The 12,155-nt window shown below is 37.5% G+C and carries 12 protein-coding genes; 5 read left to right on the top strand and 7 right to left on the bottom strand.

What is annotated here, in order from left to right:
• Positions 1-406: 406 nt before the first annotated feature.
• Complete coding sequence (locus CD001_RS16520; protein ID WP_179298787.1) at positions 407-949, bottom strand: GNAT family N-acetyltransferase; 543 nt, start codon at positions 947-949, stop codon at positions 407-409.
• A gap of 198 nt (positions 950-1,147) precedes the next feature.
• Between CD001_RS16520 and CD001_RS16525 the strand changes: the two genes are divergently transcribed.
• The gene (locus tag CD001_RS16525) at positions 1,148-1,345 is read left to right on the top strand and encodes a serine hydrolase (RefSeq protein WP_096188745.1); all 198 of its coding nucleotides are present in this window, start codon (positions 1,148-1,150) and stop codon (positions 1,343-1,345) included.
• Positions 1,346-1,676: 331 nt separating this feature from the next.
• On the opposite strand, the gene CD001_RS16530 is transcribed toward CD001_RS16525, so the two are convergent.
• The 3 genes from CD001_RS16530 to CD001_RS27350 form a co-directional block, all read right to left on the bottom strand.
• Positions 1,677-2,477: an ExeA family protein gene (locus CD001_RS16530; protein WP_096186330.1), complete on the bottom strand. Its 801-nt coding sequence runs from the start codon at positions 2,475-2,477 to the stop codon at positions 1,677-1,679.
• Positions 2,474-3,850, bottom strand: a complete 1,377-nt coding sequence (locus tag CD001_RS16535; RefSeq protein ID WP_096186329.1) for a DDE-type integrase/transposase/recombinase — start codon at positions 3,848-3,850, stop codon at positions 2,474-2,476. The genes CD001_RS16530 and CD001_RS16535 overlap by 4 nt, the downstream gene beginning before the upstream one ends.
• 196 nt (positions 3,851-4,046) lie before the next feature.
• Positions 4,047-4,646 (bottom strand): DUF6431 domain-containing protein, encoded by a 600-nt coding sequence (locus CD001_RS27350; RefSeq protein WP_407081092.1) that lies wholly within the window; start codon positions 4,644-4,646, stop codon positions 4,047-4,049.
• 56 nt (positions 4,647-4,702) lie between these two features.
• On the opposite strand from CD001_RS27350, the gene CD001_RS16545 reads away from it, so the two are divergent.
• The 4 genes from CD001_RS16545 to CD001_RS16555 all read left to right on the top strand — a co-directional run bounded on the left by CD001_RS16545 (position 4,703) and on the right by CD001_RS16555 (position 8,016).
• On the top strand, positions 4,703-6,226 hold the full coding sequence (locus tag CD001_RS16545; RefSeq protein WP_179298788.1) for a serine hydrolase domain-containing protein: 1,524 nt from the start codon (positions 4,703-4,705) through the stop codon (positions 6,224-6,226).
• 133 nt (positions 6,227-6,359) lie between these two features.
• Positions 6,360-6,593, top strand: a complete 234-nt coding sequence (locus CD001_RS16550; RefSeq protein WP_096188747.1) for a hypothetical protein — start codon at positions 6,360-6,362, stop codon at positions 6,591-6,593.
• 50 nt (positions 6,594-6,643) lie between these two features.
• A complete protein-coding gene (locus CD001_RS26500; protein WP_179298789.1) occupies positions 6,644-6,802 on the top strand; it encodes a hypothetical protein in 159 nt (52 codons plus the stop codon).
• A 230-nt stretch (positions 6,803-7,032) separates the two neighbouring features.
• A complete protein-coding gene (locus CD001_RS16555) occupies positions 7,033-8,016 on the top strand; it encodes a Gfo/Idh/MocA family protein (RefSeq protein WP_306454111.1) in 984 nt (327 codons plus the stop codon).
• 30 nt (positions 8,017-8,046) lie between these two features.
• Here the strand turns inward: CD001_RS16555 and cobA are convergent, their stop codons facing one another.
• From cobA to nasC, 3 genes are all read right to left on the bottom strand, one after another.
• Positions 8,047-8,829 (bottom strand): uroporphyrinogen-III C-methyltransferase, encoded by a 783-nt coding sequence (cobA, locus tag CD001_RS16560; RefSeq protein WP_096188749.1) that lies wholly within the window; start codon positions 8,827-8,829, stop codon positions 8,047-8,049.
• 64 nt (positions 8,830-8,893) lie between these two features.
• A complete protein-coding gene (locus CD001_RS16565; protein WP_096188750.1) occupies positions 8,894-9,988 on the bottom strand; it encodes an anthranilate phosphoribosyltransferase in 1,095 nt (364 codons plus the stop codon).
• The gene (gene nasC / locus CD001_RS16570) at positions 9,972-12,152 is read right to left on the bottom strand and encodes an assimilatory nitrate reductase catalytic subunit NasC (protein ID WP_455423362.1); all 2,181 of its coding nucleotides are present in this window, start codon (positions 12,150-12,152) and stop codon (positions 9,972-9,974) included. The genes CD001_RS16565 and nasC overlap by 17 nt, the downstream gene beginning before the upstream one ends.
• Positions 12,153-12,155: the final 3 nt, after the last annotated feature.

A 12,155-nucleotide genomic window follows, 5' to 3' on the forward strand; every position in this document is an offset into this window, starting at 1 on the left:
CAACATCTCCCAGCTCGTTTTATCTAGCTAATTAATATGTCATTTAAATATCATCGTGTACTTGAAATAACGATAGTCGGCGACTCTAGCGCCTAGCTTTTTTTCACGAACTTTCACAAAGATGTGGTAACCTCTGCATTCCTGCAGGAAGCGACGGTATATTATTAAACAATAGATCTAGCAATTCAAAATATAGTATCTTCTATATAAAAATCAGGCATAGTTTTTCGACGACAGGTAGCTCCACATCAACGTCTTCTGCCAAACTTCCTCCGCGAATTATTCTGTAATTACCAAATGTGTCTTCATCGTATAAGTGCTAGTACGTAGTCATTTAATTAAGCTAACATTGTCTTCTCCAAATCTAGAATTAATATTATTAGACACAACAATTAAGACATTTAGTTTAATTCTTCATTAATATAAGAGAACGTCTAATACCATCCCATCCAAAGGCACATTCTTTCAATTCTTTTCCTGCAATGGTTGTTTCCTTTTCATACACTTCAACACCACATAGATGTTTGAAAAAAGAAGTTGATTCGTGACCTTTAAACGTCCACAAAGCGATCGAGGAATGATGAATGGAAGCTAAATATTGAGTCACACTTTCAAATAGCTTCCTCCCAAGTCCTTCTCCCTGCACTTCAGGGTGGACAAAGATGCCATATATTTCTCCAGTATATTTAATGCGTAACCGTGGGTCTCTCATCGTACCCGCTAGGGCAAAGCCAACAATTTCATCTTGATGATTTACTGCAACAAATGTTCTCGTTCCGCCACTTGTTGATTTTGGGAGATCTTTTTGCCACCTTTTTTCCCGATCGCTGTATGTAAACTTCTTTAATATAGTAGAAGGTAAAATTCCTTGGTATGCCGTGTGTGTACAATCAACATGAACATGGGCAATCCCTTTCCAGTCATCCGTAGTCGCTTGTCTTATGATCATATTTTCTCCTTTCATCCTGCATTCATTCTCTATATAAGCTTATCAGTTTACAAAAACGATTTCACCATTTATTCCCTTATACATGCTTTCTTACCTAGAATTCTTCCAGTAAAAGTTCATTGAATGTTTACACGAGAAAAGGATATCTTCATCATTATCACGAAATAGAAAATAAGTATTTATTAAAGAGGTGCAGTGATGAAAGACATTGAACAGAAGATCGGAACCATTTTTTCTAAATGGCAAGAGGGCGTATGTCCAGGTGGTCAAGTGGTTGTCAGGCAAGGCAACGATCTAATTTATAAGAAAAACTTTGGCTACGCTAGCATTGAGTATCGTATACCGATAACAGATAAAACAGTTTTTCATGTTGCTGTCAGAAGCCATATTAAATGACGGTTCTTTCGGAAACGTCACTGTCGTTGACTAACTTCCTTCGGAACCGCCATTTCGTTTTCCTTCTTTTAACCGCCACTTTTTTGTCAGCTATAAAAAATCCCCGTCTTTAAGACGAGGGAGATAATTATAATAATAATTTCATTTCTATATGCTCTCTATGCTTTTAAATTGCTTTGATTAACTCTTTGTTTTGCTTCTTTAATTCTTCATTTTCTTTTTCTATTTGTTTAAGCAGTTCCATCTTGTCATCCATGCTCATGCTTTTTATGGTAATGGTACTTAATTTGGTCTCCATTAAATTAACCCTTTCCGAAGTCAAATTGTTTATTTAATATCTCTGGTCAGCGATTACTCTTTCTACGGTATCTTCGTCAACTAACTTATCTTTTCTCGCAACGCAATCTAATAAACACTCTGTACATAAACGATTTGTTAATCGTAAAATTCCTTTTGTGTACGTATAAATATTCTTCATGGCAGCTTCCGTAAATATTTGTCTTTCTTCGCCTGCAACTTTCAAATGATGCTCTATATATTCTTTCATTTCATCATACGTTAATCCTACTAAATGAAAACGAGTTGTAATTCGTTGAGAAATAGCTTCTAGACTTCGAAGGCGTATTTTATCACGTAATTCTGGTTGCCCCACTAAAATAAGTGCTAAAGGGGATAATGAGTCAATTTCAAAGTTTGTTAAGAAACGAATTTCTTGCAACATTGTAGGCGATAAAAGGTGTGCTTCATCGATCACTACAATCGGTGTTTTTTCCTTGTTTTGATATAAGTCTAGTAGAGCGGCTTTGAATTGTCTTTTCAGATCACTTGCTAAAAACATTGGTTCAATCCCAACTTGCACAAGCATCTCTCGGTAAAAATCCCTTGGTTTTAAAGATGAATCTGATAAATAAAGAAAAACATGTTCACTTGATACAAGACGGTCATGCAAAGCCCGTAGGGCGGTTGTTTTTCCTGCACCAACTTCTCCTGTGATAAGGCCGAATTCTCTTTGGTTAATCATGAATTCGAGTCTTGCTTGCATTTCTTCGAACTGTTCGGATTGGAATAAATCATGCGTTAATATTTGTTTTTGAAAAGGGGTTTTTTCCCACCCAAAATAAGCTGCTATCATTTGTCTTCACCTCTTATAATGGAACTGTAACTTAAGCGTCCCAATTGCTCTTTCTTTTTCTTTTCATGCTCAGGAAGGATGAGTTCTAAAAAGTTATATTGTGTTTTTATTTCTTCTTGTGTTTCTTCTTCCATAATGAACCGTCTATCAATTGTTCGATGAACTTCCAAAGCGTTTGCCATACCAAAGCTTTTTCCATCGTGCCACACTTCAAGATGATTTAAATCGATTGGGTCGTATCGAACAATAATTTCACTGCCACTAAGCACAGAATCTACTTCATATTTATTATTTTGAAAGGATATACACCCTGTCTTATCTACCTTTCTCTTTTCCTCCCATAAGAATGCTTGCTTCATTTCTTCTAATGTGGGAAAAACGAGTGGATGATCATTTTCTTCAAAACGCTCTCTAGGTGTTTGCTTTGTTTCTCCATGTTTGCGTTCATGATAGAACGTACCTAACCAAATTTGAAAATAATGATTTAGTTCCTCAATGGTTTGTATTTTTCCAGATTCGATTAAGTCATAAGCTTCAACTTTAAAAGAGGTATCGACAAACTGGAAAAAGCGCTCTAATTTCCCACGTCCTTCAGGACGTCCAGGTTTAGAGTGGGAAAGTTTAATCCCTAACTTTGCACATGCAAGTTTTAAAATATCCGATCGATATACTGCTCCGTTATCGACGTAAATTTGTTCAGGCTTCCCTTGAGAAATCATTGCTTTTTGTAAACAGTCTTCTAATTGTGGTCCTCGTTCCTGAAAGTAAAATTCGCCATGGACGATGGACCTTGAATAGTCATCCATGAATGCAATGAGTTTCGCAGTGAGTCTACGCTCTGGTTTATTAGGATCTGGAAGATAAAGTGTATGTTGAACATCCCCTTGCCAACATGCATTTCGATAAGGGAACTCAAAACGACGATAACTCCCCGACTTTGATCCTCTTAATTTCTTTCTCGTAATATTTAGCTTTCTTAATTGTTTCGATAACGTACTCTCTGATATTTCTCCTTGTTTAATAACACCTGCTAACTCTAGAATACGAATGATTTGCTCGACAGAGCGTTCAGGCTTTTCCTTTTTCAATCTAATCGCTTTCGTTAATACTTCTTCTCCAATCACTCTTGATGTACATGTTGCACGTTTACTAGGTTTTAGTGCTTCGAAGCCTCCTTGACGATAAAGTTGAAGATAACGTTCGAGTGTTCGTTTGCTAATGGTTTGCTCTTCTCCATATGCATTGATGTGCTTTTGATTGGATATAGATCTTAGATGTTGTGATAATTCTCCTTTTTCCAAGGTTCTGGTTACAACGTTTGATATTAAACCAAACCGAAATAGTGCGATGTTTGTTCTCAGTTGTTCGTCCATCTCCTGCCTCCTTTAAATAAAATGTCTTTTCTATTTTCTTATAAAGGGGCTCAATTGAAGAGGGGACAAGTTCTGTGGGATTTCACGACCCTTATTGGAACTTTATGGTTATTATTAGCCGTATTTTAGGCGAATACAAAATGGCATTGATGATGTCGGTGAAAGACTTCCTGAAGGAAATTCCATTGCGAGGCATTTATTCTTGTATAAGCAAATTTATCCATGGGAGAAAACCGTAGAAGGGGTAAGGATTCGAAGGATGAACTTTTTTCCAAACGGTTAAGATGAGTTGAATAAGAGTCTCCGCCACATTCGGGTGACGGACCTTTGATCCAACATTGAAGGCAGGATACACCCTTAATAACATTTTTAACATTTGCTGGGTGAGACGTTGAAGTTGTTTATTACATTGTCGTTTCCAACGTTTCAAGGTTCCCTTTGGTATAAGATAAGGGTAGCCACGTGTTATCTTTAGATTAGCACTTTGATACGTTTCTCTTTTATGAAAAATCCTCAAAAAGAAACTCTCATAGATCAATGTGTAATGAGCTCGATATGGTATTAAAAAGTCAGGGAGAATAGAGATTGTTTGTCTACAAGTTTGATTCGAGCATCTCCAGCGATAAATCCGAAGGATATAACTCTTTGACTTTGTAAGGACTGTTCTTTTGTAATAACCATGTTTATGAAGGTTACTTCCACATAATGGGCATGGTTCATTATAGACGGGTGGTACTTCATGGTAATTCCTCAAGTACCCCTTGATAGATTTAGAGATATGTTTTATGATAATCATGGTTTTTGAAAATGTTTTTGCCTCAAAGAGACGGTCATCTCTTTGGGGCTTTTATTTTGCCTTTCTTCCGTAATGGATATTTTTCTCAAAAATCCATTGTCACATATAATCTACCTCATGTAACGTCAATATTAATTCCTAAAATGTCAAAATCCGCCGTCATTGGAAATGGCGGCGGACATGTTGCTTCCGTATCAAAGCAGATAACCGTTATGTGTATCCTATTACTCCAAGAAGACGGGAAGTTACACATTGAAGATGATGTGAGAAAATACGTAAATGAATACATAAACTTTGAAGAGTCTGTGACGATACGGCAATTGATGAACAACGTAAGCGGGATCAGAGATCAATGGGAACTGTTAGACTTATGTGGTGTAAGAATTGTAGATACTATCACACAACGAGACGTTCTATCGTTGATTAGCAGACAAGAACACCTAAATTTTCAGCCCCAGTCCGAAATGCTTTACAGCAACTCTAATTTTACATTGCTTGCAGAGATTGTTGAACGGATATCAGATAAAACATTAAATGAATTTGCTACAGAAAGAATCTTTAAACCGTTAGGAATGGATAGCACATTTTTTAAAGAAAATTATTGGAAGGTTATTCCAAGAAGGGCGAATTCCTATTATGATGATGGATCAGGACATTTTGTGTACAGTGTTCTGAACTATGGTACATACGGTGCGACATCTCTTAACACAACAGCTGCAGATTTTCTAAAATGGTTCGAGAACTTTAAACAACCAGTAATCTGCAGTCATGAAACAGTAGACTTGATGTCTGAAACCAGGAAATTAATGGACGGAACAGAAAACAGCTATGCTGGCGGTCTATTTGTCGGAGAATATAAAGGACATCGCTATATCCAGCATGGTGGGGCAGATGCGGCTTACAGAAGTGCAACTATGAGATTTCCAGATGATGATATAGATATAATCATCTTTTCAAATACGCAAAACATATTGATGAAAGATGCAGTACTAGCTGTGGCAGACGCTGTCTTCAAATATGAAGAAAATAAAAGAGGTGAAGAGCAGCCAATAGAGTATCGTGATGAAAATAATATAGAAGGTGTTGAAGGCTACTATCTTCTTTCATCAGATTCCATGTTCATGACCTTTCATATATCGAATATTGGTGGTATCCCCTATATGAAGAACTCCTATGGAGAGGCACCTTTAGTCCATATATCTGGTAACCATTTTAAAGTTGAGCAGTTAAACCTAGATTTATATTTAGGTAAAAATAGTGTGGTTAAAACAAAAGGTAATCTTATCCCTCTGAAAAAACTGAAGCCGTTTCAGCCAACTGAAAGTTCGATTTATAAAGGAAAATACGAAAGCAGGGAGCTCGATACATCGTATCATGTCATTGAAAAAGAGGGTAGTTTACACCTCTCACACTCTAGAAATGGAGATCAGGCACTTTATCAAATAGGTGATCATAAGTTTGTTATTAATGTCTTCTTTCCTTATATCGTAGAATTTCTCATAAAAGGTGGTGAGGTCGAGGGGATTACATTTATTGGTAGCAGGATTAAAAATGTTAAGGCTGTAAAAGTAACCAAATAGTAAATACGGAAAAGTTCACACGCTTCAAAAAACTATAAAATAAATCAGTACATTAGCTATTATAAGTTTATTCACGTTTCATTATTTTTAATATTCAATTTATTTAATGAGTGAATTAAGAGAAAAGGATCATATGGATCAATTTGGCTTTGCTAATGTAACAAGATACCCAGGTGGAGACTTTCATGATATCGCAAGAAATGCATATGGAATAGCTGGGGCTGGAAGTCTGTTGATTGAAATCCGAGGTCAAACAGATACAGAAGTAGGCCAGGCATCAAGAGGCATGCTAGTCAAACAAGCAGAGGAACAAGATATAAGTGTTATTCGATCAACAGTTGATGGCGTCTTTATGAGAAAGATGTAACGGCTGATGAGTTACCAGCTGATAGAGAAAGATACAGTAGTAAAGAGAAGTTGCGCCTAAGTAAAGAGAAGTTGCGTCTAAGTAAAGAGAAGTTGCGCCTAAAACCAGTCCCCGTTGCAAACGAAGAAGATAAGGAAGAAGAATCTGGAGAAAATAATGGTGTAGAGGAAAAAGAAGGGGTAGAAAATGAATATCGTCTGAAAAAATAGTTTTAAATGAGAAAATATTTCGAGGGTATGTCTAGAAAGGTTATCACACCTTTTGGATGTACTCTTTCTTTTTTCTGTTTGTTGTACGAATCACCTATTTCCTTTAGGTAACGGAAAATGATTATATTTAAATGTAATCGATCTAGTTATATACTTGACTTGTATATTCACAAAATGATTCATAAAATTCAAGAAAAATATTATAACATAATGGGGGGGGGAGAAAGTTGATACGATTTGGAATAATAGGAACAAATTGGATAACAGAACAGTTTATTGATGCTGCTCGTCAACAAACTGACTTTGACCTGTCTGCAGTATACTCAAGAACAAAAGAAAAAGCAGAACAATTCGCTCATAAATACCACGTGAACGATACGTTTACATCTCTAGAAGCTATGGCCGCTAGCGACCATATAGATGCTGTCTATATTGCGAGTCCCAATTCATGTCACGCTGAACAAGCATGCCTTTTCATGAATCATGGAAAGCATGTTCTAGTTGAAAAACCAATGGCATCAAATGCAAATGAGGTACAGAAGATGATTGATACAGCCAAAAAGAACGATGTATTATTAATGGAAGCTGTCAAATCAACCTTTGTCCCAAACTTTAAAATCATAGGAAAACATATGCATAAATTAGGACCAATTCGGAGATTCGTATCTTCTTATTGTCAATATTCGTCTCGTTACGAGGCATTTAAAAAGGGAAACACATTAAATGCCTTTGATCCTACCTATTCAAATGGATCTTTAATGGATATCGGTGTTTACTGTATTTATCCATCAGTCGTGTTTTTTGGACAACCAAATGAAGTAAAAGCTACTGGGTATTTATTGTCTTCTGGGGTAGATGGAGAAGGAAGCCTGCTATTAAAGTATGACGAAATGGAATCGGTTATTTTCCATTCTAAAATAACAGACTCTTCGCTTCCGTCTGAAATCCAAGGAGAATATGGAACAATGATTATCGATAAACTCAATCCGCCAGAACGTGTAGAAATTCAATATCGTGACGGTTCGAATGAAGTATTCCAGGAACAACAACTTAAAAACTCTATGTACTATGAAGTGGATGAGTTTATACATTTAATAAAAAACAACAGAGTAGAGTCGAACGTTAATTCGTATGATAAATCACTCATTACATCAGAAATAATGGAAGAAGCAAGGAAACAAATCGGCCTTGAATATCCAGCTGATCGTAAATGATAACTCATTTAAATGAATGTCATGAAAGTCTTAAACATGAGTTAATTTTAGTTCTTCCGAAGCCTTTTCTGTAAACCAGGCTAGTTTTTCTCGCAGGCGAACGACTTCACCTACGATAATAATTGCAGGGGACTTAAAATTTGCTGCTTCCACTTTTTCAACAATATTACCGAGATCTCCAATGATTGTTTCCTGTTGTTCCATTGTTCCCCAGCGAACGAGTGCAACAGGAGTATGGATAGAACGTCCATGGAATGTTAACTGCTGCTGGATCATATTAAGATTACCGACACCCATATAAAAAACGAGTGTATCAATAGAGGTAGCGAGTTTTTCCCATTGAATTTGTTTTTCTACTTGATCTGCTCGCTTGTGTCCAGTGATAAATGCACAAGAGGAGCTGAAATCACGGTGAGTTAACGGAATTCCAGCATAAGTTGCTGCACCGATACCTGAGGTGATCCCTGGTACAATTTCGAAGGGAACATCGTGTTCTGCACAATGCTCTGCTTCTTCACCAACTCTGCCAAAAATACTAGGATCGCCTCCTTTAAGGCGAACAACGATCTCACCATTATAGGCATACTCAACGAGAATGTTATTGATGTCCTCCTGCGGAATCATATGACGATCAGGCATTTTTCCACAGTAAATCAGTTTTGCCTTCCGATCAGCATAGCGAAGTAATTCTTTGTTCACAAGACGATCGTACACAATGACATTCGCCTTCATAATCGCTTTCATTCCTTTTATCGTTAATAACTCCGGGTCTCCAGGGCCTGCACCTACGAGAATTACTTTTCCTATGTTCATCGGATTGCTCCTTTCATTTTATACTTAACATTGCAATTCAGCCTGCGAGCGATTCTACCGTTGTTTAGTGAGCTACCACCTTATCACTAAACTGAAACTTTTGAGAAAGGTCTAGGATATTTCGTGAAAAGTTGCGCCATTTATTTAAATGTCTTGCACCTTTGCCAGCTCTCAATTGCTCTAAAGTAAACGTAATTCCCTGATCGATTGAAGTAGCATAACCGTATAAAAAATACCTGACAGCAGTGTTAAAAATCACTTGGTTTCGGTAGTAGTCTAAGTTTTCAGAAGTGTTACCTTCTAAAATAGCAGTGATCAATTTTGTTTGCCTCTCAGCTGTTATGACTTCTTTGGAAGGATCTTTCCTGCAAAACAGACCATAATCGTCTGGATTTAAATCGAAAGGTTTTACCTCATTTGCTGTCACTTCATAAACGAAACTCTTTCTATGGATTGGAAGGTCTTCAGATCCTTCAGCTCCTTGCACAATGTAAGCTTTTTGAAAGCCTAACCGTCTTAAGATTGCGACATTTGTATTTAATACTGTTTTGTGAAAAATTCCTAGATTAATGCCTTGTGAATCTGCTAAATTTAATAGTTTCTCGGCGATGTTAATAAAGGATCGGACTTCGATCTCTTCTCGAACAGTTCGGATTCTTGCGAGCGGGGGACAGAGGTATTCTGTCCAAGCAAAGCCAATATTGTTTTTTTCAATGGACTGTGCAATTTGACTTGCCGTTAATTGAACAGGAATACCCATACTTTGAAAAATATCTTTTAAGGAAGTACCGTATTTTGGCGGCAATGTATCACTTCCGTGTAAATAGACGGGGATTCCTTTTTCTGCTAGTAACATTGAGACTGGAATCGTTGCTGCAAACGTTTTTCTCCCATCATATGGACCGGAAAAGTCAATTAATCTACTAGAAATTTCTTGAGGTAAATGAATCTTTGATGCTGACTCTCGAAATGAATGAACAAATGCGGCAACTTCATCAGGTGATTCAGTTTTCAACCTCTCAGCAATTAAGAAAGCAGCAATTTGAACATCTGAAGCATCACCGTTTATTACAGACTGAGAAGCAAGGGTAGCTTCTTCATACGTCAGATCCTTTGCTCGTTTTTTACCTTTTGCGATTTCTTTAATCCACTGTTTCAAAAGCGTTCCCTCCTTGACCTTGATGTACGAACTCTCTTTCTATTAACGGGGTGATCTTTACAGCACACACTTTAAACTGAGGCATTTTGCAAAATGGATCTAGTACTGGGTCAGTGATACGGTTTATTGACTGGGAATCTCCCCAATGAAACGGAGCAAAAATTGTATCCCGACGAATTTTTCTACTAAATTTACTTCTAATCAGCATGCTTCCTCGCTTCGATTGAAGCTGAAACAAGGCCCCATCTTCAATCCCATAGTCAGCAGCTGTATCAGGATGTATTTCGAGCAGTGGTTCCTTGACCCGTTTAATTAAATCAGGACTTCTTCGCGTTTGCGTTCCGGATAAATAGTGATCCATAATTCGGCCCGTTGTTAAATATAAAGGGAATTTTGTTGATGCGGACTCTAGTAAATATGGTTTCTTTATCGGATAAAACAAGGCTTTCCCATCTTCATGGCCGAAGGAACTATCGAATAATCGTGAAGTGCCAGGATGCCTTTCTTCCGGGCATGGCCAAAAAACACCTTCTTCGTTCAGCCGGTCATATGTAATTCCGAAATAATCTGCTTTTCCTCCCTTGCTAGCTAAACGTAGTTCGTTAAATATATCTTCAGAAGACTCATAATCAAAAGCTTCTCCATAACCGAGTTCTTCCGCTAATTCACTTAAAATTTCCCAATCGTGTCTTACATGACTAAGTGCTTTGCGCTCTGCTTTTCGTAATACGACACGCCCTTCCAAGTTTGTCATTGTTCCTTCATCCTCTAGATAAGAAGAGGAGGGGAGGATTAAATCTGCCATTCTAGCAGTTTCAGATACAAACATATCAGCCACGACGAGGAATTTAAGCTTATTTAATGCCTTTTCTACAAAAATAGCGTTAGGATTAGAGACAACAGGATTAGATGCCATCACAAATAATCCGGTTATCTCCTCCTGTTCAATTTTCTCCATCATTTCATAGGCAGAAACTCCTTTTCTAGGTAATTCTGATTCTTCAACTCCCCAAACTTTTGCAATATATTTTCGGTCCTCATCATTTTCTATAGAACGATAACCAGGAAGTTGGTCAGCTTTTTGACCGTGTTCTCGACCCCCTTGGCCGTTTCCTTGACCAGTAATAGCTCCGTACCCAGATGCATATCTTCCTATTTTTCCAGTTGCTAAAACGAGATTGATAAACTGACGAACATTTTCATATCCATGTGCATGCTGCTCCACACCTCGTGCAGTGAATAACATCCCTGTTTCTGCCTGTCCGTATTTTCGTGCAGCTTCATAAATGTGTTCTACAGGTACACCAGCTAAGCGAGCTGTTTCTTCTAGATTCATGTTCTTAGCTAAATCCTCAAGGTCCTTAAAACCATTCGTTCGATTATCAATGAATTCTTTGTCTGCATATCCTTCATCTAAAATGACTTTTAGTATGCCATTAGCTACATATGCGTCCATTCCTGGCTGTACTTGAAGGTGTAAATCTGCAAGTTTTGCTGTTGCCGTTTCTCGAGGATCAATGACGATAATAAAAGCACCATTCTTTTTCGCTTGTCTAAAATAAGGGAGAATCGTCGGTTGACATTCAGCGATATTCGTTCCAACTAAAATAATGCATTTCGTATCAGGTATTTCTGAAAGGCTATTCGTAAGTCCTCGATCAATACCGAACCCATCATTCATTGCAGTCGCTGCAGCACTCATACAAAAACGGCCATTATAATCGATATGTTTTGTTTTCAAAGCCACTCGAGCAAATTTCCCAAGCAAATAAGCTTCCTCATTCGTAAGTGAACCACCGCCGTAGACACCTATCGTATCTTTACCAATTTCTTTTTGAAGGTTTCTAAATTTATCAGCAATATATTCTAAGGCAAGCTCCCAAGGAATTCTCACAAATTCCCCGTCAATTTTAATTAAGGGATGGGTCACACGCTCACCATGAAACACGTGTTGGTGAGCGTTTGCTCCTTTTATACACAGACGACCTTGCGAAGTCGGATCTTGTTTATTAGGCTTTGTTTTAAATCGTTTCCGGGTTACGACTGTTTCTTCGATTAAATCTAGAGAGCACTGAACGCTACAGTAAGGACACTGTGTTCGCATTACCTTTTCTGTACCTTTACCTAGCTGTTTCGATCTGAAATAGTCTAAAAAATCACTCAATTT

It is taken from the genome of Evansella halocellulosilytica (genome assembly GCF_002335745.1).
GTDB lineage: Bacteria > Bacillota > Bacilli > Bacillales > Salisediminibacteriaceae > Bacillus_CA > Bacillus_CA halocellulosilytica.

Excerpts from the sequence above, each read along its gene's own strand:
- CD001_RS16535 (WP_096186329.1), bottom strand. The coding sequence starts at position 3,850 with ATGGACGAACAACTGAGAACAAACATCGCACTATTTCGGTTTGGTTTA.
- cobA (WP_096188749.1), bottom strand. The coding sequence starts at position 8,829 with ATGAACATAGGAAAAGTAATTCTCGTAGGTGCAGGCCCTGGAGACCCG.
- CD001_RS16520 (WP_179298787.1), bottom strand. The coding sequence starts at position 949 with ATGATCATAAGACAAGCGACTACGGATGACTGGAAAGGGATTGCCCAT.
- CD001_RS16525 (WP_096188745.1), top strand. The coding sequence starts at position 1,148 with ATGAAAGACATTGAACAGAAGATCGGAACCATTTTTTCTAAATGGCAA.
- CD001_RS27350 (WP_407081092.1), bottom strand. The coding sequence starts at position 4,646 with ATGATTATCATAAAACATATCTCTAAATCTATCAAGGGGTACTTGAGG.
- CD001_RS16550 (WP_096188747.1), top strand. The coding sequence starts at position 6,360 with ATGGATCAATTTGGCTTTGCTAATGTAACAAGATACCCAGGTGGAGAC.
- CD001_RS16530 (WP_096186330.1), bottom strand. The coding sequence starts at position 2,477 with ATGATAGCAGCTTATTTTGGGTGGGAAAAAACCCCTTTTCAAAAACAA.